This is a genomic window from Halomonas sp. TH-94 (genome assembly GCF_057473365.1).
Genome location: NZ_JBYCKL010000034.1, coordinates 83546 through 106688, shown reverse-complemented (window position 1 = coordinate 106688; position 23143 = coordinate 83546). Strand labels below are relative to the sequence as shown.

The 23143-nt window shown below is 63.0% G+C and carries 16 protein-coding genes and 4 tRNA genes; 12 read left to right on the top strand and 8 right to left on the bottom strand.

Annotation, left to right across the window (positions count from 1 at the left end):
• The first annotated feature begins 35 nt into the window (after window positions 1-35).
• On the top strand, window positions 36-887 hold the full coding sequence (glsA, locus tag AC2VNO_RS06220; RefSeq protein WP_486933312.1) for a glutaminase A: 852 nt from the start codon (window positions 36-38) through the stop codon (window positions 885-887).
• Here the strand turns inward: glsA and AC2VNO_RS06215 are convergent.
• Window positions 884-1660, bottom strand: a complete 777-nt coding sequence (locus tag AC2VNO_RS06215; protein WP_486933311.1) for a glycerophosphoryl diester phosphodiesterase — start codon at window positions 1658-1660, stop codon at window positions 884-886. The two genes, glsA and AC2VNO_RS06215, sit on opposite strands and share 4 nt — an antisense overlap.
• 133 nt (window positions 1661-1793) lie before the next feature.
• Here AC2VNO_RS06215 and AC2VNO_RS06210 point away from each other — a divergent pair, with 133 nt between their 5' ends.
• Both AC2VNO_RS06210 and AC2VNO_RS06205 read left to right on the top strand, forming a co-directional pair.
• Complete coding sequence (locus tag AC2VNO_RS06210) at window positions 1794-2354, top strand: hypothetical protein (protein ID WP_486933310.1); 561 nt, start codon at window positions 1794-1796, stop codon at window positions 2352-2354.
• 74 nt (window positions 2355-2428) lie between these two features.
• A complete protein-coding gene (locus AC2VNO_RS06205; RefSeq protein ID WP_486933309.1) occupies window positions 2429-3406 on the top strand; it encodes an NADPH:quinone reductase in 978 nt (325 codons plus the stop codon).
• A gap of 64 nt (window positions 3407-3470) precedes the next feature.
• Here the strand turns inward: AC2VNO_RS06205 and AC2VNO_RS06200 are convergent, their stop codons facing one another.
• The gene (locus AC2VNO_RS06200) at window positions 3471-4379 is read right to left on the bottom strand and encodes a MurR/RpiR family transcriptional regulator (protein WP_486933308.1); all 909 of its coding nucleotides are present in this window, start codon (window positions 4377-4379) and stop codon (window positions 3471-3473) included.
• 142 nt (window positions 4380-4521) lie between these two features.
• Here AC2VNO_RS06200 and AC2VNO_RS06195 point away from each other — a divergent pair, with 142 nt between their 5' ends.
• The 3 genes from AC2VNO_RS06195 (at window position 4522) to AC2VNO_RS06185 (ending at window position 8473) form a co-directional block, all read left to right on the top strand.
• A complete protein-coding gene (locus tag AC2VNO_RS06195) occupies window positions 4522-5850 on the top strand; it encodes an aspartate aminotransferase family protein (protein ID WP_486933307.1) in 1329 nt (442 codons plus the stop codon).
• Between the two features lie 10 nt (window positions 5851-5860).
• Window positions 5861-6424, top strand: a complete 564-nt coding sequence (locus AC2VNO_RS06190) for a carboxymuconolactone decarboxylase family protein (protein ID WP_486933306.1) — start codon at window positions 5861-5863, stop codon at window positions 6422-6424.
• Window positions 6425-6598: 174 nt separating this feature from the next.
• Entirely contained in the window at window positions 6599-8473 is a 1875-nt protein-coding gene (locus AC2VNO_RS06185) for an SLC13 family permease (RefSeq protein ID WP_486933305.1), read from the top strand.
• A 110-nt stretch (window positions 8474-8583) separates the two neighbouring features.
• Here the strand turns inward: AC2VNO_RS06185 and AC2VNO_RS06180 are convergent, their stop codons facing one another.
• From AC2VNO_RS06180 to betI, 4 genes are all read right to left on the bottom strand, one after another.
• A complete protein-coding gene (locus AC2VNO_RS06180; protein WP_486933304.1) occupies window positions 8584-11031 on the bottom strand; it encodes an acyl-CoA dehydrogenase in 2448 nt (815 codons plus the stop codon).
• Window positions 11032-11175: 144 nt separating this feature from the next.
• The gene (gene betA / locus AC2VNO_RS06175; protein ID WP_486933303.1) at window positions 11176-12867 is read right to left on the bottom strand and encodes a choline dehydrogenase; all 1692 of its coding nucleotides are present in this window, start codon (window positions 12865-12867) and stop codon (window positions 11176-11178) included.
• A gap of 10 nt (window positions 12868-12877) precedes the next feature.
• The gene (betB, locus tag AC2VNO_RS06170) at window positions 12878-14347 is read right to left on the bottom strand and encodes a betaine-aldehyde dehydrogenase (protein ID WP_486933302.1); all 1470 of its coding nucleotides are present in this window, start codon (window positions 14345-14347) and stop codon (window positions 12878-12880) included.
• Window positions 14344-14964, bottom strand: coding sequence for a transcriptional regulator BetI (gene betI, locus AC2VNO_RS06165; protein WP_486933301.1), 621 nt, complete (start codon window positions 14962-14964; stop codon window positions 14344-14346). Before betI ends, betB begins: the two co-directional genes overlap by 4 nt.
• 175 nt (window positions 14965-15139) lie before the next feature.
• On the opposite strand from betI, the gene AC2VNO_RS06160 reads away from it, so the two are divergent.
• From AC2VNO_RS06160 to AC2VNO_RS06135, 6 genes are all read left to right on the top strand, one after another.
• Window positions 15140-15216, top strand: a tRNA-Met gene (locus AC2VNO_RS06160).
• A 137-nt stretch (window positions 15217-15353) separates the two neighbouring features.
• A tRNA-Asn gene (locus AC2VNO_RS06155) sits at window positions 15354-15429 on the top strand.
• 30 nt (window positions 15430-15459) lie between these two features.
• A tRNA-Asn gene (locus AC2VNO_RS06150) sits at window positions 15460-15535 on the top strand.
• A gap of 51 nt (window positions 15536-15586) precedes the next feature.
• Window positions 15587-15662 (top strand) — tRNA-Asn (locus tag AC2VNO_RS06145).
• A gap of 126 nt (window positions 15663-15788) precedes the next feature.
• A complete protein-coding gene (locus AC2VNO_RS06140) occupies window positions 15789-16289 on the top strand; it encodes a putative pterin-binding protein (protein ID WP_486933300.1) in 501 nt (166 codons plus the stop codon).
• Between the two features lie 4 nt (window positions 16290-16293).
• The gene (locus AC2VNO_RS06135; protein WP_486933299.1) at window positions 16294-18558 is read left to right on the top strand and encodes an ATP-binding protein; all 2265 of its coding nucleotides are present in this window, start codon (window positions 16294-16296) and stop codon (window positions 18556-18558) included.
• A 27-nt stretch (window positions 18559-18585) separates the two neighbouring features.
• Here AC2VNO_RS06135 and AC2VNO_RS06130 read toward each other — a convergent pair whose 3' ends face one another.
• A complete protein-coding gene (locus tag AC2VNO_RS06130; RefSeq protein ID WP_486933298.1) occupies window positions 18586-20748 on the bottom strand; it encodes a putative bifunctional diguanylate cyclase/phosphodiesterase in 2163 nt (720 codons plus the stop codon).
• A gap of 254 nt (window positions 20749-21002) precedes the next feature.
• Window positions 21003-23057, bottom strand: coding sequence for a carboxy terminal-processing peptidase (locus tag AC2VNO_RS06125; protein WP_486933297.1), 2055 nt, complete (start codon window positions 23055-23057; stop codon window positions 21003-21005).
• Between the last annotated feature and the right edge of the window lie 86 nt (window positions 23058-23143).

The following is a 23143-nucleotide window of genomic DNA, read 5'->3' as shown; positions in this document are numbered from 1 at the left end:
TGGCAGAGGAAAATGAGAAACGCCACGAAAGTGAGATGCCGTCATTCACGGAAGAGGGTGAAAAGGATCAGGAACTGGTCGGTATTGCCGTCATGGGAGCCGAGGGGAGTAATGCCCAGGCCGGCAATACCGACCAGCGTTTCCCGCTGGAGAGTGTTTCCAAGGCGCTGACCTTGGCACTGGCGCTTGAAGACGTGGGCGCCGAGGCACTGTTCGAACGGGTCGGGATGGAGCCCTCAGGCGATCCTTACCACTCCATTGCCACCCTGGAAGAGGGCGAGATGGGCGTTCCATCCAATCCCATGATCAACGCCGGTGCCATCGTTACCACTGCGATGATCAAGGGGCGCGATGGCGACGAGCGGTTTACCCGGCTGCGTGATTTCTTTCGGCGTCTTGCCGGCAACCCGTCACTCGATTATGACCAAGCCATGTTCGAAGCCGAAGACCAGGACCTGAACCGCGCGCTCTTCTACTACATGCGTAGCCACGACGTTTACGCAGGCAGCGAGGAAGATCTGCTCGTGCCCTACCTCAAGCAGACTTCCATCGAGTTGGACTGTCGTGACCTGGCGCGGATAGCCGCGGTGCTGGCCAATCGTGGGCGCGACCCCGAAAGCGGGGAGCGGCTGATCGGCGAGGAGACGGTGCGCATCGTGCTGACACTGATGTTCACTACCGGCATGTACGACCAGTCCGGGCGGTTTGCCGTTGAGGTGGGCGTGCCATCGAAGAGCGGCGTATCCGGTGCAATACTCTCCGCCGTACCCGGTCGCATGGGCATTGGCGTGATAGGCCCGGCGCTCAACGACCATGGCAACAGCGTTGCCGGGCTGCGTATGCTGAAGCGACTCTCCCGGCAGTTGCAATTGGGCGCCTTTGCCTAGCGCGCGGCCGTAGTTGGCGGCGGCGCAATGTCAGCGTACAGGCCGGGGTCATCGCTGATGGCGCTGTCCACCCCCCATGACCACCGGCTGGCAAAGGCTGCCGGATCGTTGGGGGTATAGCACAGCAGACGATAGCCGGCTGCCTTGATCTCACGGGCACGACGAGCGGTGAGCCGCGTCCAGTCAGTGTGAATGCTGTAGGCATCGAGCGCTTCGCAGCGGGACTGCCATTTGTTCGGCACGCTCTCGCTGAGCACCCCGATAGGCAGAAGTGAAGCGTCGGCAATGGCGCGCGCCTGGCGCAGGGCGGGTTGGTCGAAGGAGGAGACGATCAGCCGTTCGGCCGGCAATGCCTCGAGCAGGCGGGGTATCACGGCCTCGGCCAGCGCGGTGCCGCTGCGCCGGCTGGTCACCTTCAGCTCCATGTTGACGCCCATCTCCAATGACACCAACAAATCGAGCATCTCGCTCAGGGTGGCCATGCGCTCGCCGCGAAAGCCGTCGCCGAACCAGGCTCCGACGTCCAACTTGCGCACCATGGCGAGGTCCAGCGTGGCCAGGCGGCCATGGCCATCGGAGCAGCGTTTGAGGGTTGCGTCGTGCCAGATCACCGGGGTGCCGTCACCGAGTAGCTGTACATCGAGTTCCACCCACTGGAAACCCGCCTCGTGCGCCGCTTCGACTGCCGCGAGCGTGTTCTCGGGGGCATGAGCGGAGAGTCCGCGGTGAGCGATCAAGGGGGGGAGCGCGATATCGGGGTGGGAGGTCGTCATGCAAAAGCTCCATTCGAGGTATCAGGTAAACTATCGGGCCTCGATGACAGGATAGCGACCCGCTCGTGGCACGCGTGGTCTCGGGCGCGACTATGCTAGGCTTGCAGCTTTGGATAAAGCAATGAGGCAAGGCATGAAGGTGATGACCCCCGAGCGTGACGACCAGCGCGATGCCTGGCTCGCCCGCCTGTGTGCCGACATCTATGGTAGGGAAGCGGGGCTGTCGCCGCTGGTCATCTTCACCGGTACCCGGCAGGTGCTGTTCGCCCAGGAAGCGGCCAGACTGTGGGCACTGACGGATACCGAAGGGCGTCCTGGCGCGCTGGCTCTGCTGGTGCTGGATACTGCTGGAACCGGCATGATTCTCTGGCATCACGCCTCGCCTAGTGGCGATCGTGAGAGTCTGCGCCGGATGATTCGCGAGTTGGCTCAGAAGGCTCCGATGAGGGTCGATGCAGCAGACCAGGACGAAGAAGCCTTCTATCGTCGCTGTGGCATCAACCGCTGGTTTGCCGCACCAGGCGGGCGGCGCATCGGTCTCTCGCCGCATCATCCCGCTCGCGGCATCGATGAGCTGGAACCCGCTCTGGGTTTCGATGACGAAGCGATTCTGCGTCGCTTCAAGCATGATCCGCGTTTTTTCGAGCAGGAAAAGAGCCGCTTCGTCGACCGACTGACGGCCTTTCCGGGCTGACAGCCCTCTAGTCTTGACCCAGCCCAGGATCAACGGTTGGATAACCCTCTGATGACGTAAATAGGAAGTGAGACATGGCCAAGCGCATCCAGTTTTCTCGCACCGGTGGCTCCGAGGTGCTCGAACTCGTCGACGTGACGCCGGCGGATCCGGCGCCCGGTGAGGTTCGCGTCAGGAATGAAGCGGTCGGACTCAATTTCATCGATATCTATTTCCGTACCGGTCTCTATCCCGCCCCTGGGCTGCCTTCCGGGCTGGGCACCGAAGGTGCCGGTGTGGTCGATGCCGTGGGCGAAGGCGTCAGCCATCTGAAGGAAGGCGATCGGGTCGCCTATGCTCAGGGCCCGCTGGGTGCCTATGCCGAATATCATGTGCTACCGGCGGGCAAGGTGGTCGTGCTGCCCGACGCCATCGACTTCGACACCGCCGCGGCCAGCATGCTCAAGGGACTTACCGTGCAGTACCTGCTGCGCCAGACACAGCCACTCGAAGGTGGCGAGACGATTCTTTGGCACGCCGCTGCCGGTGGCGTTGGTTCCATCGCCTGTCAGTGGGCCAAGGCGCTGGGCGTCAAACTTATCGGCACCGTCAGCTCACCGGAAAAGGCGGAGCTGGCAAAAGCCAATGGTGCCTGGGAAACCATCGATTACACGCGTGAGGACGTGGTCGAGCGGGTACGCGAGCTGACTAATGGCGAGATGTGCGACGTGGTCTACGACTCAGTGGGCAAGGACACCTGGATCACCTCGCTCGACTGTCTCAAGCCGCGTTCGCTGATGGTCAGCTTCGGTAACGCTTCGGGGGCGGTAGAAGGCGTCAATCTCGGCATCCTCAATCAGAAGGGATCCCTCTTCGTGACCCGCCCCAGCCTCAACGGCTACGCCGATACTCGCGAGCGCCTGGAGGAGATGTGCCGCGACCTGTTCGAGATGCTGGGCAGCGGCAAGGTCAAGGTCGATATCGGCCAGCGCTATTCACTGGCCGAGGCGGGCAAGGCCCAGGACGCCCTGGCCGGCCGCAAGACTACCGGTTCCACCATCCTGCTGCCTTGACGCCCCTTCCCTGATCCCCCGCGGTACCATTCTGTCGGTCGCCCATATGGGCGGCCGGCCGAGATCAAAGAGAGGCGCCGAGCTCGGCAATCATCGTCTCGCGATGCTTTAGCGCCGCCAGTCCGGCCTTGCCCAAGACGCTGGCCACGTCACTCAGCAGGCCTTCGGCAAGCAGCATGAAGGCACACATGCTGTTGCTGTAGAACAGACTGTGATTGGGCACCGGGAAGCTGTGCCGCGCGACACGGGCCAGGGGAGAATTCTCGGAATCGGTCAGGGCGATGATCTCGATACCATGGCGGGCCGCGACCTCGGCCGTGGCCAGCACGCTCGGGGTGTAGGGGAAGCAGCTTGCCACTACCAGCACGTCGCCGGGGTCGAGCTGGGCCAGGGCATCGGCGACGCCCTGCCGGCCTGCGTCCAGGGGGGCGACGTCAGGGCGTAGCATTCCCAGGCCATAGGCCATGAACAGCGCCAGTGAATGGAACTGCCGCATGCCGTGGACGCGTACCCGATGGGCCGTTGCCAACAGCGTCACCGTCTGCTCGAAGGCCTCCGGATCGATCCGCTCCAGCAGGCCCGCCATATTGGCGCTCTCTTGCCGGGCCAACCGGCTCAGCCGGGCCCGTTCCACCGTGTCGCCGCTCGCTTCGAGGAGGCGTGAGGCCTGGTCGCTGTAGAAGCTCTGGCCTTCGGTGACTTCACGGCGGAACACTGCCTGTAACTGGCCGAATCCCCCATAGCCCAGACGCTGGGCCAGGCGCGAGAGCGTCGAGGCATTCACGCCCAGCTGATCCGCAAGCTCGCTGATGGATGAAACCGCAGCCTGCTGCGGTGCCCCGATGAGCAGTGCCAGCACGTGCCGAGAGCGTTTGCCCAGCCGGATGTCCGCCTTGCCGGACTCGATATCCTCGAGACGTTGCCTCAGGCCGTCAAGTGTCTCGGGAAGTGTCCTCGTGGGGGTTTCCGTCATGGCATCGCTTCACTTCTATTGGGGCATCGGGAGGGCATTGTAGCCTTTGTCCTGCGAGGGACGCTGGGCTAGATTTGCAAATATTAATTGCAAATTATAATAGAGCATTTATATTTTGCATATTATTAGCCCGGAGGATTCCATGAGCCACGTCTTCCATCGTAGCCTGACACAGGATTACCCCACGGCCGTCAAAGGCGAAGGCCCTTACCTGATCGACGATCGGGGGCGACGGTACCTGGATGCCTGCGGTGGAGCCGCGGTCTCCTGCCTGGGGCATAGCGATGCTTCTGTCATCGAAGCCATCCGCGAGCAGGTGGGAAGGGTGGCCTACGCCCATACCGCCTTCTTCACCACCGAGCCGATGGAAGCCCTGGCCGACTTCCTGGTCGAGCGTGCACCCGCGGGACTCGAGTCGGTCTATTTCGTTTCGGGCGGCTCCGAGGCGATGGAGGCGGCCCTGAAGCTGGCTCGCCAGTACTTCATCGAGATCGGCCAGCCGCAGCGCAGGCACTTGATCGCACGGCGTCAGAGCTACCATGGCAATACGCTGGGGGCACTAGCCACCGGGGGCAACGCCTGGCGGCGCAGCCAGTTCGAGCCGCTGCTGATAGACGTGAGCCATGTCAGCCCCTGCTATGCCTACCGTGGCCAACTGGAGAGCGAGACCCCCGAGGCCTATGCGGCACGCCTGGCCGACGAGCTCGAGGGGGAGATTATGCGCCTCGGGCCGGAGAACGTGATGGCCTTCGTGGCCGAGCCGGTAGTGGGTGCCACCATGGGCGCGGTACCCGCGGTACCGGGATACTTCAAGCGCGTCCGCGAGGTGTGCGATCGCCATGGTGTGCTGCTGATCCTCGACGAAGTGATGTGCGGCATGGGGCGCACCGGCACCCTGTTCGCTGCCGAGCAGGAGGGCATCACCGCCGATCTGATCACCATCGCCAAAGGGCTCGGGGCCGGCTATCAGCCCATCGGCGCCACCCTGGTCAGCGGACGTATCCGCGATGCCATCGCCAGCGGTTCGGGCTTCTTCCAGCATGGACATACCTATATCGGTCATGCGACGGCCTGTGCTGCGGCCCTGGCGGTGCAGACGACCATCCAGGCGCGCGACCTGCTGCCCCGTGTGCATGAGCTGGGCGAGGGGTTGCAGCGGCGCTTGACCGAGCGCTTCGGCCAGCATCCTCATGTCGGCGACATTCGTGGCCGGGGGCTCTTCCTGGGTTTGGAGCTGGTGGCGGATCGCACCACCAAGGCGGCGTTCGAGCCCGAGCGCAAGGTGCATGCACGCGTAAAGCAGGCCGCCATGCAGGCGGGGCTGATGTGTTACCCGATGGGTGGCACTATCGACGGTCGCCAGGGCGATCACATCCTGCTGGCGCCGCCCTTCATTCTCGAGGAGAACCATCTGGACGAGATCGTCGACAAGCTCGATATGGCCCTGCGCAGCGCGTTGGGCAGCCGATAAGGAGATACGTATGGCCATCGATTCCCGTCTGACCCCGCTCGATGAGAAGCGCATGGACGCCGAGCAGCGCCGCGTGCTGGAGGAGATCCTCAGCGGCCCGCGCGGCAACCTGGACGGCCCCTTCCTGGCCTGGGTCCATAGCCCTGGTCTGGCCGATCACGCCCAGCGGTTGGGTGCCTTCTGCCGCTACGGCACGCGCCTGGAGCTGCGCCTGACCGAACTGGCGATTCTGGTTACCGCCGCCTGGTGGCACTCCCAGGCCGAGTGGCAGATCCACGCGCCCATCGCCCGCGAGGCAGGGGTCACCGACGCGGTGATCGAGGCGCTGCGCACGGGGCGGGAGCCGGTCTTCGAACGGGACGACGAACGCCTGATCTATCGCCTGGGCAGTACGCTCTATGCCACCCGGAGAGTCGATGCGGCGCTCTATGCCGAAGCCGTCGAGGCCTTCGGCGAACCCGCAGTGGTCGAGTTGGTAGGGGTGTTCGGCTACTACGCCCTGGTGGCCATGACCCTGAACGTCTTCGAGGTGCGCCGCGACACGGATGCGCCCTTGCCGTTCGCGGAGCCGTGATGTCGCTCCAGCCAATGCGCTCTGCCGTGGGAAAGGTCGTGCCGCGATAAACCCACGGAACCCGGTCGGGCCGGGTTTCGTCTTTTGTATGCGCTGTTGGCGATAGAAAGCGCTGGACCTTTGCCTCGGTGGCTGTTGTGCTGATGCGTGGAGCCATCACAGGGAGAGGTTGGCATGGCAGATCACACATTGGTTTTCATTCTTCTTGGTCTGACCTTGGCCGCCTTCGTCTGGGGTCGCTTCCGCTTCGATCTCGTGGCCCTCGCCGCGCTGCTTGCCTCGGTCGTGCTGGGCCTGGTGCCAGGTGACGACGCCTTCCTCGGCTTTGGCCATCCCGCCGTGATCACCGTTGCTGCCGTGCTGGTGCTCAGCCGTGGCTTCGAGCGCTCCGGGGTAGTCGACATCATCGCCGAGCAGGTGCTCAAGGTCGGCGATCGACTATTCCTGCAACTGCTGGCGCTGACTGCCACGGTGGTAGTGCTGTCGGGCTTCATGAACAATGTGGGAGCGTTGGCCTTGCTGCTGCCGGTGGCCATGCGCCTCGCGCGCGAACACGATACCTCGCCGTCGCTGCTATTGATGCCGTTGGCCTTCGGCTCGCTGCTGGGTGGCTTGATGACGCTGATCGGCACCCCGCCCAACATCATCATCTCGACCTATCGCGGTTCGGTAACCGGCGAGACCTTCGGCATGTTCTCCTTTTTTCCCGTCGGCGCTGCCATTGCCTTGGCAGGGATCGCCTTCATCGTGCTGCTGGGCTGGCGTCTGGTACCGCAGCGGGCCGGCAACGCTACCACCGAGGGTATGTTCGATATCACTCACTATCTGGTGGAAGCCAGGGTGGGGGAGGAATCCAAGGCCCTGGGCTGGACTCTGCGCGAGTTGCAACATGAGCTCGAAGAGACGCTGCCGGTGCTGGCGGTATTGCGCGGTGAGCGGCGATATGCCGGACACGCCTTCCTCAGCGCACTGAAAGAGGGCGATGTTCTGCTCGTGGAAGCAGGGCCGGAAGAGATGAAGCTGCTGGAGGACAAGGCCGGCCTCCAGGTGGGCATCGACCCGCAGGATGAAGCCATCGCGCAGGAACGTGTCGAGACGGAAGAGGGGGGCCAACTGCAACGAGACGGCACTCTCCCCGGGGACGATGACGACAAGAAGAAAAAGCACGTCAACTCTAACGGCTTCGATACCGAGGGACTCGAGCTCGTGGAAGCAGTGGTGCGCAACGACTCGGTGATGGTCAACCGCACCGTGACTCAGCTGCGGCTGCACAACCAGTACGGTATGCACTTGGTGGCGGTGGCGCGGGATGGCAGCCGGTTGCGTCAGCGCTTACGCGATATCCGCTTTCGCCCTGGCGATGTGTTGTTACTGCAGGGGGGCGAGAGCAATCTTACCGAGAGCCTGGCCACCCTGGGTTGCCTGCCCCTGGCAAGGCGGAACATTGCGCTGGGTCAGCCACGTATGCTGCTGGTATCGATCGGTATCTTCGCGCTAGCCATCGCTGCCATGCTGCTGGATATACTCCCCAATGCCGTGGCGCTTGCCCTGGCGGCACTCGTGACCCTGCTGGTCGGAGTATTGCCACTGCGAGAAGGCTATCAGGCCGTTGACGGGCCGGTAATCGTACTGCTCGCTGCAATGATACCGGTGGGGCAGGCACTGGAGACGAGCGGAGGTGCGGCTCTGATTGCCAACGGCATGCTTGATCTCGGCGGCACTTGGCCGGCCGTATGGATTCTGGTGCTGTTGTTCGTTACCACGATGATGCTGTCCGACGTCATCAACAACGCTGCAGCAGCAGTATTGATGGCACCCATTGCCGTCAGTCTTGCCAACGGATTCGAGGCCTCTATCGATCCGTTCCTGATGACCGTGGCCGTCAGCGCTTCCTGTGCTTTCCTGACGCCCATCGGACATCAGTCCAACACGCTGGTGATGGGTCCCGGAGGTTACCGCTTCGGTGACTACTGGCGCATGGGCTTGCCCTTGGAGCTAGTCGTGCTCGCGGTAGCGATACCGATGATTCTGCTGGTCTGGCCGCTTTAGGAAAACGCGACTCGCTACTGCACTCGTGATACGAACCGGGATTTCCCCAAGGCTGGAACTAAAACCCCGGCGCTGGGCCGGGGCGGAGAGTTGCTGCTGTCGAGAGAGCGTCAGGCAGCGTTGTGGCGCAGAATGTTGGCCTTGTCGGTGGCGAATTCGTCATATTCGAAGTCGTCGACGCTGAGCAGTTCCAGCACTTCGGCTTCGAAGCCGCGCATGAACTCGGCATCCTCCTCGCTGACGAGGCCTTTCTCCCGGGCCGCCTCCAGGCGTACCTCGGGGTGCAGCGCCTGAGCCGGCAGCTCACCCTTGGCATAGGCCTTGTTGACCGTACGATAGAGCGCCTCGGCACGGTCGTAGTCGACCAGCAAGGCGTTGTAGTGCGCCAACGGGTTCTCTTTCACACCGTCGTCTTCCTGCCAGGTTTCCCGAATGAGTTTGGTGCGCAGCGCGGTATCACGCGATACCGACTGAGCGATCTCACGGGTCAGATGATCGGCAGGGCGCTTCCAGCGGCGGCCCAGCGGCATCACCACGGCCCGCAGCACGCCGGCGAGGGCGCGGTTGGGGAGGTTGTCGAATAGCTCATCCAAGGCCTGCTCGGCGCGTTGCAGCAGGTGAGTACAGCTGTAGTGGAGCAGCGCAGCTTCACCCTCCACCTTGTCGCCCTCCTGCCAGTGCTTTATCACCATCGAGGCCAAGTAAAGGTTGGAGAGGACGTCGCCTAGCCGGGCCGAAATCATCTCCCGCTGTTTGAGGGCGGCGCCCAGGCTCGCCATGGCGGCATCGGCGCACAGGCTGAAACCTGCGGAGAGACGTGCCATATCGCTGGCATAGGGAGCGGCGACGGCATCGAAGGGAACGCTTGGCTTGCCGATGCCGAGCCCCATGGTGAAGGCGCGTGCGGCATTGCCGAAGATCAGCGCGGCGTGGCCGAAGAAGGCGCGGTCGAAGGCCTTGAGATCGTTCGTGTCGGAAGCGGCCAGCTCTTCGAGCACGAACGGATGGCAGCGAATGGCGCCCTGGCCGAAGATCATCAGGTTTCGGGTCATGATATTGGCCCCCTCCACCGTGATCGATACCGGATTGGCGCTATAGCCGATGCCCAGATAGTTGCGCGGCCCCAGCGTTACCGCCTTGCCGCCATGAATATCCATGGCATCGGAGAGAGCGAGACGCTGGAATTCGGTGAGCTGGCTCTTGAGGATCGCCGAAGGTACCGCCGGCTTCTCGCCGCGGTCGATGGTGTTGGCCGTCTGATAGACCGCAGCCTGTGCGATATAGCCTAGCGCCGCCATACGGGCGAGCGGCTCCTGTACGCCTTCCATTTCGGCAACCGGCACGTTGAACTGGCGGCGAATACGGGCGAAGCCGCCGGTCCAGCCCAGCGCATAGCGAGAAGTGCCGCTGGCGCCGGAGGGCAGGGTGATGCAACGGCCGATGGAGAGGCACTCCACCAGCATGCGCCAGCCCTGACCGATCATTTCATTGCCGCCGATGATGGTGTCCAGCGGTACGAAGACGTCCTTGCCCTTGATCGGGCCATTGAGGAACGGGCTGCCGATGGGGTGGTGACGGCGACCGATCTCCATGCCTGCGGTGTTGCGTGGCACCAGCGCCAGGGTAATGCCGCGGTCCTCTTCCTCACCCAGCAGATGCTCGGGGTCGAACAGACGGAACGCCAGGCCCACTACGGTGGCGATGGGAGCCAGGGTGATCCAGCGCTTCTCGAAATTGAGACGCAGACCCAGAACTTCTTTGCCATCGATCATCTGCTTGCAGACGATCCCGGTATCGGGCAGCGAAGTGGCATCGGAGCCGGCGCGGGGGCCGGTAAGGCCGAAGCAGGGAATCTCGCGGCCGTCGGCCAGGCGTGGCAGGTAATGGTCCTTCTGGGCCTGAGTGCCGTACTTGAGCAGCAATTCGCCCGGGCCCAGGGAGTTGGGCACGCCCACGGTGACCATCAGCGTCTCGCTGATGGAGAGTTTCTGCAGCACCAGCGACTGCGCCTTGGCCGAGAAGCCGAGACCGCCGTACTCCTTGGGAATGATCATGCCGAAGAAGCCTTCCTTCTTCAGATACTGCCACAGCTCCTCAGGCAGGTCGGCACGCTCCTTGGCGATCTCCCAGGCATTGCACATGCCGGCAGCCACGCTGCATTGATGGTCGATGAAGCGACGCTCCTCCTCGCTCAAGCCTTCGTCATGGTAGGCCATGAGCTTTTCCCACCGCGGGCGGCCCGAGAACAGTTCGCCGTCCCAGGCGACGGTGCCAGCCTCCAGTGCGATGCGCTCGGTTTTCGACACCTTGGGTGAAACACGCTTGAACATGGCGAACAGCCGCGGCGTGAGCCAGTGGATTCGCAGTGGTGGCAGGCCGGCCACGGCGACACCAGCTGCGCCGATCAGCAGCAGCACGCCGAGCACGGGGGAGCCCAACAGCAGGCCAGCCAGGCCAAGCACGCCGAGCAGCGCCAGGGTCGGCACGGCGCCGGCCTCGCGCCGCATCACCACCAGCAGGCCGACGATGGTGAGGAGGAGCAGTATCAGGGTGAGCATGCATCGTCTCCGTTACGGATAGCGTTTAGAACAGTTGTTTGAATGTGTCAGCCTAGCCCATATGATGCCAGCTGGCCAGCCTTGGGGAGGGCCAACGCAAGCGCCCCGCTCAATGGCGGGGCGGCTGGGTACGGCTCTTGGCGCTCAGGTCAGGCGCCGCTGAGGCTCGCGCCGGGCGGGAGTGTCGCCGGACACGTAGTAGGGCGCGTCGGAAGGGGGCAGCGGCTCGCGGCCGCGGATACGATCGGCGATCTTCTCGGCCAACATGATCGTCGGCGCGTTGAGGTTGCCGGTAGGGATCACCGGGAACAGCGAGGCGTCGACCACGCGCAGTCCCTCGAGGCCATGCACTCTACCCTGGCCGTCTACGACGGCATCATCCCCGTCACCCATGCGGCAGCTGCCGCACGGGTGATAGGCGGTTTCGGCGTGCTTGCGGACGAAGGCATCGAGCTGCTCGTCGGACTGTACGTCCGGCCCCGGCGAGATCTCCCGCCCGCGGTAGGCGTCCATGACCGGCTGGGCAATGATTTCCCGCGTCAGGCGAATTCCGTCGCGAAACTCCTGCCAGTCTTTCTCGGTGGACATGTAGTTGAACAGGATGCTGGGCGCGGCAGCGGGATCGCGCGAGGTGAGACGGATACGTCCGCGACTCTCGGAACGCATAGAACCCACATGGGCTTGAAAACCGTGCGCCTGCACCGCGCTCTTGCCGTTGTAGCTGATGGCGATGGGCAGGAAGTGGTACTGCAGGTTGGGCCAGGGTTCCGCGTCGTGGGTGCGGATGAAAGCGCATGACTCGAACTGGTTGCTGGCGCCTACACCGCTGCCGAGCAGCAGCCATTCGGCGCCGATCTTCGGTTGATTGAACCATTTCAGCGCCGGGTAGAGCGTGATCGGCTGCTTGCATTCGTACTGGATATACATTTCCAGATGGTCCTGCAGGTTCTCGCCGACGCCGGGCAAGTCGTGAACCACGGGAATGTCGAACTCGCGCAGGTGGTCGGAGTTGCCGACCCCCGAGCGCAGCAGGATCTGCGGCGAGGCGATGGCGCCTGCGCAGAGTAGTACCTCGCGGCGGGCGCGGGCCCGATGGGCCTGGCCGCGGCGCAGGTAGCGAACGCCCACGGCGCGCTTGCCCTCGAATTCGATCACGTCCGTGGTGGCATGGGTCTCGATGGTTAGGTTGTCGCGGCTCTTGGCCTGGTCGAGGTAGCCCCGAGCCGTGGAGGAACGACGCCCCTTGGGCGTTACGAAACGGTCCATGGGGCCGAAGCCCTCCTGCTGGTAACCGTTGACGTCCTCGGTTTCGGGGTAGCCGGCCTGTACGCCGGCATCGACGAAGGCGCGATAGAGTTCGTTGTTGCCCTCCTTGGGGGTGGCCACGCTGACCGGACCCTCGCCACCGTGATAGGCATTGGCGCCGATGTCGCGGCACTCGGCCTTCTTGAAGTAGGGCAGGCAGTCGGCGTAGCGCCAGTCGGCAAGACCGTCCCTGCCGGCCCAGTTGTCATAGTCCAGGGCATTGCCGCGGATATAGCACATGCCGTTGATCAGCGACGAGCCGCCCAGCCCCTTGCCGCGGCCGCACTCCATGCGGCGGCCGTTCATGTGCGGCTCGGGGTCGGTCTCGAAGGCCCAGTTGTAGCGCTTGCCCTGCAGCGGGTAGGCCAGCGCCGCCGGCATCTGGGTACGAAAGTCGAAGCGGTAGTCCGGTCCTCCCGCTTCCAGGAGCAGCACGCTCACTGCCGGGTCCTCGGTGAGGCGGGCAGCCAGCACGTTGCCGGCCGAGCCGGCGCCGATGATGACGTAGTCGTATTCGTTAACCCGGGACATGACGATCTCCTCAGAACACCGATTCGAAGGGTCCCATTTCCACCTGCACCGACTTTGTCTGGGTGTAGTGGGCCAGGGTTTCGATGCCGTTCTCACGGCCGACGCCGGATTGCTTGTAGCCGCCCACCGGCATTTCTGCCGGCGACTCGCCCCAGGTATTGATCCAGCAGATGCCCGCTTCCATGCGATGGATGGTGCGGTGCGCACGGGCGAGACTCTCGGTGAACACGCCGGCGGCGAGACCGTAGTGGGTATCGTTGGCGCGGCGGATCAATTCCTCGTCGTCGTCGAAAGCGAGAATCGACATCACCGGGCCGAAGATCTCCTCGCGCACGACACGCATGTCGTCGCTGCAATCGGTGAACACCGTGGCCGGCGCCCAGGCGCCGCTGGCGAAATCGCCCTCGACAAGGGGCTCTCCACCGACCAGTACGCGTGCGCCGTCCTGCTTGCCGTAGTCGATGTAGGCGAGCACCTTGGCCTGGTGCTCGAAGCTGACCAGCGGTCCGAAGTTGACGCCGGGATCGAGCGGGTCGCCGGCGCGTATGCGCGCCACGCGCTCGACGATCTTCGCCTCGAAGGCCTTCTTCACCTCACGCTCGACGAAGACCCGAGTACCATTCGTGCAGATCTGTCCGCTGGAGTAGAAGTTGGCCATCATTGCCGCATCGGCGGCGCGATCCAGATCGGCATCGGCAAACACGATCAGCGGCGACTTGCCGCCGAGCTCCATGGTCACGTCCTTCAGCGTCGAGCCACCTGCCGCTGACATGACTTTCTTGCCGGTGCCCACTTCACCTGTGAATGACACCTTGGCGATGCCTTCATGGGCGGTCAGCATCTGGCCGACCCGGGCGTCGCCGTGAACGACATTGAACACGCCCTCGGGCAGCCCGGCCTCGGTGAAGATCTCGGCCAGCTTCATGGCGGTCAGCGGCGTCACCTCGCTGGGCTTGAACACCATCGCGTTGCCTGCGGCCAAGGCGGGGGCCGCCTTCCAGCAGGCGATCTGGATAGGATAGTTCCAGGCACCGATGGCCCCGATCACGCCAAGTGGCTCGCGTCGGGTGTAGACGAATGAGGAGTCGCGAAGGGGGATCTGAGCGCCTTCAATGGCCGGGGCCAGGCCGGCATAGTATTCGAGCACGTCGGCGCCGGTGGTGATGTCCACTGCGGCGGTTTCGCTGATCGGTTTGCCGGTGTTGCGCGTCTCGAGTTCGGCCAGCTCGTCGTTGCGTTCTCTCAACAACGCTACGGCGCGCTGCAGCACACGTCCTCGCTGCATGCCGGTCATGGCGGCCCAGCGGCGCTGCCCCTCACGCGCAGAGGCGACGGCGCGGTCGACATCGGCCTGGCTGGCCTGGTCGACCTTGGCCAGCAGCGTGCCGTCGTAGGGGTTGAGGACGTCGAAGGTTTCGCCGGAGCTTGCCTCGGTCCGGCGGCCGTCGATATAGAGGTGCTCAATGATGGAAGCTTTCACGCTGTCTCCTTGGGGTAGGCAGGATGGCGCTCGTGGCCAGCCAGCAGCTTGTCGAGGCAGGCATGGGCCAGACGACGCGCGCGCTGGGTATCGAGACCTTCGGGGCTCAGGGTGCCACGCAACCACAGGCCGTCGATCATGGCGGCCAGGGTCCGGGCGGCATCGCGAGCCTCGTTCAGTGGCATCAGGCGCCGAAACTGGCAGCACAGATTGGAGTAGAGCCGCTGGTCATTGACCTGCTGGAGTCGTTGCAGCTGAGGTTGATGCATGCTGCTGGCCCAAAAGGCGAGCCACGTCTTGGCTGCCGGCCCGGAGATCTGGCTGCGGTCGAAGTTGCCGTCGATGATGGCGCCGAGATGGTCGCGTGGGGAGCCATCGACAAGCTGGCGGCGGCGCTGTGCCACTGCCTGCCCGAGGTCCGTGAGGATCTGGCGCATAGTGGCCTCGAGCAGGCCATCCTTGCCGCCGAAATAGTGGCTGATGATACCGGCCGATACGCCGGCATGACGGGCGATGCGCAGAACGGTGGCATCTGCCAGGCCGACTTCATCGATGGCAGCCATGGTTGCCTGGATGAGCTGACTGCGTCTTATGGGCTCCATTCCTGTCTTGGGCAATGCTGGCTCCTTGACCCTTTCGGCGCGTTTGGCATAGATAGTGAGTAGGGTAAAGTCTGGCATTTTTTTATTGAACGTTCAATCAATATAAAATGGCGAGAGGCGGTGACTTGCCTGATTAGCTACGGTCGTGCATAATTCTGCCGCGTTGAGTGGCGCTGCCGCCACGCAGCATGGCTACGTAGCTCAGCTGGTTAGAGCACATCACTCATAATGATGGGGTCCCCTGTTCAAATCAGGGCGTAGCCACCAGATACAGCAAGACGCCCGGCGACTTCGGTCAGCCGGGCGTCTTGCGTCTGGGCCCTTTCCCGCTGTTCCGCTCGGGCACGATACGCCCTTGACCTTATGTGGGCGATCCGTATACTACGCACCGTGTTCGAGGCCATTCCCGGATAGCTCAGTCGGTAGAGCAAGTGACTGTTAATCACTGGGTCGCAGGTTCGAGTCCTGCTCCGGGAGCCAACGAACACAGCTGATCGTGACGTTCGTCATTCCTCGATAGCTCAGTTGGTAGAGCAAGTGACTGTTAATCACTGGGTCGCAGGTTCGAGTCCTGCTCGAGGAGCCATCAGCCTATTCTCTCGAAGACGTTGGAAGTTCCGCTTCCGCCGCATGTCGTTCCCGGATAGCTCAGTCGGTAGAGCAAGTGACTGTTAATCACTGGGTCGCAGGTTCGAGTCCTGCTCCGGGAGCCATTCCATACCGTTCGTTGCCGTTTCCTTCGTCGAGCTGCATCAGGCGCAGCGTTGATTGCGGGAAAGTCGGGTCTGACTGGTACTTCCGTATAATCGCCGTTGTGGATAGTCGATAGGATGCCCGCCATGCGCAGTGCGTTTTCATGTGGCTTGATGCTGTGTCTGCTGGCCGGCAGCGGCCACGCTCTCGATGCACCCGCGGGGCCAGTGATCCTGACCCTCAGTGGCAGCATTGGCGTCACCAACGCCGAGCAGGGGGCTCTTTTCGATCGCACCATGTTGGAGGCTATGCCCCAGCATACGACACGGACCCATACCCCTTGGCATGACGGTCAGGTCGCATTCACCGGCCCACTGATGCGTGACGTGCTGGAAAGCGTGGAAGCGAAAGGGCAGGTGCTGCGTGTCACGGCCTTGAACGATTACAGTGCCAGCATTCCCGTTGAAGATTTCATTGAGTACGACGTGATTCTCGCCATGACCCTGAATGGCGCACCGCTGCGAGTGCGCGACCAGGGCCCGCTATTCATCATTTATCCCTTCGACGATCATCCTGAGCTGCAAAACGAGAAAATGATGACCCGTTCGGTCTGGCAGGTCGCGCATATCGATGTCCGCCCGGAGTAACGAGGTGCCGCGCTCGTCGGCGGGCTCGGACTTGCGTTACCGCATCGCCGCCTTTGCCGCCATCGTGCTGTTCTGCTCGGCGCTGCTGACGGCAAAGTTCATTTATGATCGTCAACGTCAGATCGAGCACAGGATGCTCGAGGATCTTTCCTGGTCGTCTTACCAGTTCGACCGGGAGGTCAGGGAGATGCGGATGGAGCTGTCGCCGCTGGGCGGCGGGCTCGACGCCGTGTTGCTGCGCTACGAAATTCTCTACAGTCGCGCCGATCTGTTTGGCCGAGGGGAGCTCAAGCAGACGCTGAATCAGCAACCCCTGGGAGAGGGCCTCGAGCGGGCCTTGGCAATGACGTTCGAGCTCGACCCACTCATGAGTGCCCTGGAGAGTGGTCAGGTCGTTCTCGATGATGCCACTCTGCGCCAGCTGGAGCATGATTTATTGGCGTTGCAGGAGCTGACGTCGCGCCTGATCCTCGACGTCAATGCCCACGTCGCGCTGATGCGCACCCAGGAACGCGTCAATCTGTGGAACCTCTATACGGTGCTGCTCGTGCTGATCGTGTTGCTCATGGCGGCAGGATCCGTACTGGTGATATCCCTGATCAGGGAAGGCAAGTCCAATCGAGCGCGCCGTGTTCTCCTCGAGATACAGGCCAGAGAGCTCGATGCCGCCGTGCAGAGAGCGGAGAGTGCCAGCCAAGCAAAATCGGAATTCATGGCGGTGATGAGCCATGAGATACGTACGCCGCTCAACGGTATCGTAGGGGTGTCCGAACTGCTCGCCTATGAGCCGCTGAGCAAGGAAGGGGTCCAACTGCTGGGCACTTTGAACGACAGTCTCGCGAGCCTTCAGGCCGTTATCAACGATGTCATCGACTATACGAAATTCGACTGCGGCGCCCTGGATATCGAGTTGAAGCCGTTTCAACTCGAGGGGTTCATGGATCAGCTCAGCCGGCAATATGGCCTGCTGAGCGCGAGCCGCGGCATCGCAATGCGTGTCGACGTCGCGGAGTCGTTGCCCGCCTGGCTGATGGGAGATGCCACCCGAATTCGACAGGTGTTGATGAACCTGCTCAACAACGCGTTCAAGTTCACCAGTGCCGGCGAGATTCGCCTGACCGTAGAGCGGGCCGATGACGATAGCCTGTGTTTCAGCGTCGAGGATACCGGTTGCGGGATCCCCGAGCAGAGCCAGGCACATATTTTCAAGCCGTTTACTCAGGCTGACAGCAGCATCGCGCGTCGTTATGGCGGCTCGGGGCTGGGGCTCGCCATCTGTGAGCGTCTGGTCAAGGCGATGCAAGGCCGAATCGCATTCACGACAGAGGTTGGCGTGGGCAGCCGTTTCCACGTGTTTCTGCCGTTGAGCGTGCCGGCTCAGGAAGCAGTCGAACGCTATGCATGGACGCACCAGGAGCCAGCTGCGGTCCTGCCTAGGGGAAGCGTGCTGGTGGTGGAGGACCAGCCGGCCAACCGTGAGCTGGCCAAGGCGATGCTCGAGCGTTTGAATCAAGCCGTGTGGGTGGCAGCCGATGGCAAGGCCGGGCTGGCGCTGATGGCGAATCATCGCTTCGACCTCGTGCTGATGGATATGCAGATGCCTACCCTGGATGGCTTGGAAACCACCCGACGCTGGCGTCGTCAGGAGTCGGAGCAGCTCTCGCCTCTACCTATCGTGGCACTCACTGCCAATGCGACCTCCTCGGCCAGACAGCGCTGCTTGGAAGCCGGTATGAACGATGTGCTGTGCAAGCCCTACACCCGGCGCGACCTTCAGCGAGTCATTCTTCAGTGGATGGCGGAGGGTAGCGGGGCGAGGTCCACCGTCGGGGCAGCAATGGGCGAGCGAGAGTCGGTCGTCACGTACGACCGTGAGGCCGATGCGGTGATCGATGCCGACACTCTAGCCGCGCTGCGTGAGGCGCTCGACGAAGCGGCACTGAGCAGTCTCGTGCGGCGTTTCGTCGAACGACTCGATGAGGACCGTGAAGCGTTGCTGCGGTATCTGGAGCAGCAAGATCGTACGGGACTCAGAGAAGCCTCGCACTCCTTGAAGGGGGCATCGTCTTCCATGGGGTGCACGGAGCTGGCACAGGCGGCTGCCCATCTCGAACGCATGGCGGAAGAGGCCGAGCTGGACGCGCTTCGAGTGGCAGTGGAGCGGCTGGTGTGCCTTGGCCGTATCAGCGTCACGGCCTTCGCCAGGCTTGGCTACCCGGGCGCGGAGGGCACGACAGAAGCCGAGCCGGCTTCTCCGGCCGAGAGCTGAATGCCTGCACGGCCGCTTAGCTCGCCTTCAGCATGGCGGCTTCAGTTTATCTCCGGCATGGGTGATGAATGCGCCGATTTGACCCGCCGGCATGGGTTTGGCCAGCCAGAAACCCTGAATCTCATCGACGTCGAGGGCTTCGAGATAGTCGCGCTGTCGCTGACTCTCCACCCCTTCGGCGATCGTTCTGAACCCCAGCCCCTGGCTCAACGTCGTGAGCGAGCGGACGATCGCTCGGCTGGAGCGATCCTCGGTGATGCTGTTGGTGAAGCCGCGATCGATCTTCAGCGTATCGATGGGAAAGCGTAGCAGGTAGTTGTAGGAGGAGTGACCGGTGCCGAAGTCGTCGATGGCGATCGAGAAGCCCAGATCCTTCAGCTCGAGCAGGATTTTCAAAGTCTGCTCGGGATGGCCCATGGCAGCACTTTCGGTGATTTCCAGTTCGAGCTGCTTGGGTACCAGGCGATAGGCATTGACGTGGGTCATGATGCGCTGAGTGAAGCCCGGCTGATTGAACTGCACGGCTGAAAGATTGATGCTCATGCGCAGATGCAGGCCGTCGCGGTTCCACTCCGCCAATTGGCGGCAGGCGTCTCTGATCACCCAGTCGCCGACGTCGACGATCAGTCCAGTCTCCTCGAGCAGCGGTATGAACTCTACCGGGGAGATCACGCCGCGCCTGGCATGACGCCAGCGCAGCAGCGCCTCCACGCCGCTGATATGGCAAGTGGCCAGGCGTTGCTGCGGCTGATAGACCAGGAAGAATTCTTCCTTGTGCAGGGCCTGCTGTAGGTGTGCTTCAAGACTGAGCGCGCCGATATGTGGGCGATCGCCGATCTCGTGCTTGAAAAGCAACCTTCGGTGTCCCGTCTGGGATCGGGCGAGACGCTGTGCCTGCAGTGCAGCGCCAAGCAAGGCCTCGGCGTCCTGTACATCATCCGGAAATACGCTGGCGCCAGCGGTGAAATCGATATAGACCTCTTCCCCTGCAATCCATTGAGTCCTGGCCAGAGAAGAGAGCCACTGCTGGCAGAGCTGCCGCGGTTCTGCCGAATCCGAAAGAGGAATCGCCACTCCGAAGCTGCCGGCTTCCAGGCGTCCCAGAAGAGCCTGGCTCGGCATGCACTGTCTCAAGCGTCGTGAGAACAGCACCAGGGCCTGATCTCCCGCCCGAATGCCCAGGGCTTCGTTTATCCGGTGTAACCGGCTGATATCCAGCACCGCCACCAGCCAGCGTGCATCGGACGCCTGAGCGAGGCGTTCGCCCAGTAGGCCGAGAAAGCAATGGCGCTTGGGCAGCCCTGTGAGCTCGTCGTGAGCTGCCAGGTAAAGCGCCTTGTCTTCGAAGGCGCGCAATGACGTGACGTCCTGGAAGGCGCCGACCAGGCAATGCTCATGCGCGCCGCTCTGATCGACGCTTTGCAGGCGTAGAGTACGCTCCAGGTTGCCCTGGCCAAGGGTAAGCTCCAGATCCAGGCCTTCGCGGTTCTGGCTGGCGACGCTGAGAGCGGTTTCCAGGCGCTGCCTGTCATCGGGGGCGACCAGCGCATTCAATTCCGCGACGCAGGCAGGCAGGGACGGCCACCCCAGTAGTTCGGCAGCCCCTTCCGACCATTGCAGGGCGCCGCTACGCACATTCATCTGCCAGAAGCCCAATCGAGCCAGCTTGCAGGCGCTGGCCTGCTCCAGCTGTGCTTCGCGTAGCGCTCGTTCACGTGCGGCGCCGCTCAGCGCGTAGCGAACTCTCTCGGTGAGCAGCGGCAGGTTGATCGGCTTGGTCATGAAGTCGGTTGCCCCCGCCTCGAAGGCGGCATTGATCGAGCCGACGTCGTCGTGGCCGGTCAGCATCAGCAGCGGGACGTGCTGTCCCATGTAGCCGACCTGGCCGCTGCGAATGGCGCGCAGCGTATCGAAACCGTCGAGACCGGGCATGCCGACGTCCACCAATACGAGATCGGGCGCATGCTGGCTGAAGGCCTCGAGCCCCTGCCGACCATCGGCGGCGAGCACGACGCGATAACCTTTGCGCTGCAGGCCAGCAGCGATCAGCAGCCGGATGGTGGGGTCGTCATCGATGACAAGGACGCTGGGCGGATCGCCCTGATCGTACGTGATGGGGTCGCTCGCCTGGGTGGCGCTATGTCGTGAAAGGGGAGCGGTGGTCGGGTCGAGTCCGCTTGATTCGATCATGTGCTTTCCCCCACGCCGGTAGCGCACTCGTCGTGCGCCGGAACGGATCGCGCGTCTCTGCCGAGTCGCCGTCTGTGGATCCATCGTCAAACATTCGCGGGAGAACGACAACAGAGCCGTTTAACGCATCCGTCAACCTAGTCAGGCTTCGGGTGGGAACGGTGTGCGAGACGAAACGAGAGTGTGGCGCCCGAGTGTGCTTGATCACGTCGGGCGCCTCTGGCGGTGGGGAGAGTCTGGTGATTCTTCGGCGGCTAGAACCGTCCGGCCAGACGTCGCTGGGTGAGCTCGGCGTAATCGGCCAGGATGGCGGCGGCCTCGGTTACCTGGACGCGCTCCACCGGTTCTTCCTCGTCATCCTCCCCGCGTGCGTCGATCAGCTCTTCAAGCGGCTCCATTCCCAGGGCTTGGCGACGCCGATTCTCTACCGTCAACTGCTCGGCATCACGCGCTTCCACTTCACGCTGACGCTGCTCGCGGTCGAGACTGACGCTGGTGTGCTCCTCGCGCATGCGGCGTGCCAGTTCGACCCGCTCCTGAAGGTAGACGAAGTTGGGATGCGAGTCGGCCCGCTCACGATGACGTGAACGCAGGGTCTCGAGATACTCCCAGGGCTCGCCGTAGTGGCGGTACTGCACGGCTTGGACGGTGTCCCACTCAAGGGCATTTTCCAGGCTGCTCTCGCCGATACGCTCAGGATCGACCATGTCGGGGAAAAGAATGTCGGGCTCGACCCCGCGGTGCTGGGTGCTCTCACCTGAGATACGGTAGAACTTGGCACGGGTCAGCTTGATCTGACCGTGGCTCAGATCGTTCAGGGTCTGGACGGTACCCTTGCCGAAGGTGGAGCTGCCCAGTACGAGGCCACGGCCGTAGTCCTGGATGGCACCGGCCAGTATCTCCGACGCCGAGGCCGAGAGGCGGTTGACCAGCACGGCCAGCGGACCGTCGTAGAGCGTGCCGGTTTCGGTGTCGCCATAAAGATTGATGCGGCCGCGTGCATCGCGCACCTGGACGGTGGGTCCACGGTCGATGAAGAGGCCGAGCAGGGAGTTGGCTTCCTGCAGCGCACCCCCGCCGTTATTGCGCAGATCGAGCACCAGGCCGTCGATGCCCTCCCTCTTGAGACGCTCGACCTCACGAGCTACGTCTCGCGTGGTGCTGCGAAATTCTTCCGCGCCGGACTGCCAGGCATCGAAGTCGACATAGAAGGTGGGGATGTTGATGACGCCGATGCGCTTGATGCCGTCTTCCCGCTCGACCTTGATGATTTCGCCCTTGGCCGCTTGATCTTCGAGATCGACCGTGTCGCGCGTGATCTCGACGGTGCTCGAGCGAGTCATGTCCACGGCTTCGGCAGGCACGACCTCGAGGCGCACCACGGTCCCCTTGGGGCCGCGGATGAGGTCGACCACCTCGTCGAGGCGCATGCCCACCACGTTGACGACGTCTTCGTCTTCCTGGCCTACGCCAACGATACGGTCGGCAGGTTCCAGTACGCCGGCACGGTCTGCCGGACCGCCGGGCACCAGGCTGGTGACTTTCACGTATTCACCATCGGACTGCAGCATGGCGCCAATGCCTTCCAGCGACAGGCGCATCTGAATGTCGAACGACTCGCCTTGGCGGGGAGAGAGGTACTCGGTGTGCGGGTCGATGCTGCTGGTCACCGCGGCCATGAACAGTCCGAAGACGTCTTCACCGTTGGTCTGGCGCAGACGAGAGAGCTGGCCTTCATAGCGCTGGCGCAGGTTGGCCTCGATCTGCTCATCGTCCTGCCCGCTGATGTCCAGCGTCAGAGCAGCGTTCTTGAGGCGCTTGAACCACAGCTCGTCGAGCTCGTCTTCGCTGGTGGCCCACTCTGCCTCGCGACGGTCGAGGTCGAGGCGCATGTCGCTTTCGTAGGTAAAGTCGAGCCCATCGTCAAGGGCATCGAGCAGCCACTCGAAGCGATGCTCGGCGCGGTCGTGATAGCGCTGATAGAGCTCGTAAGCCGGTAGCAGGTCACCTTCGAAGATGATGTCGTCAATACGCGTTTCCAGATGCCGGAATTCGTCGACATCGCTCTCGAGCAGAAAAGCACGCTGGCCATCGAGTATTTCAAGGTAGCGCTGGAAGGCCAGCTGCGACCAGTCATCGTCGAGAGGAGTTTCGGCGTAGTGGCCGTAACGCAGCGATTCGGCAACTTCCAGGGCGGCCTGCCGCTGGGCGTCGTCGGGTTGGATCTGGGCTAGCGCCAGTTGAGCGGACGACAGCAGCATCACCAGCGTCAGGATCGCGGTGTGCCGAAGAACGACTAACAGGCTCATCAATGAAGCACCCCTGGTTTCGTGTACACTTCCTTCCCTAGACAAGCGTATGGCGCATGAGTTGCCAAGGCAGACACCGCATTGTA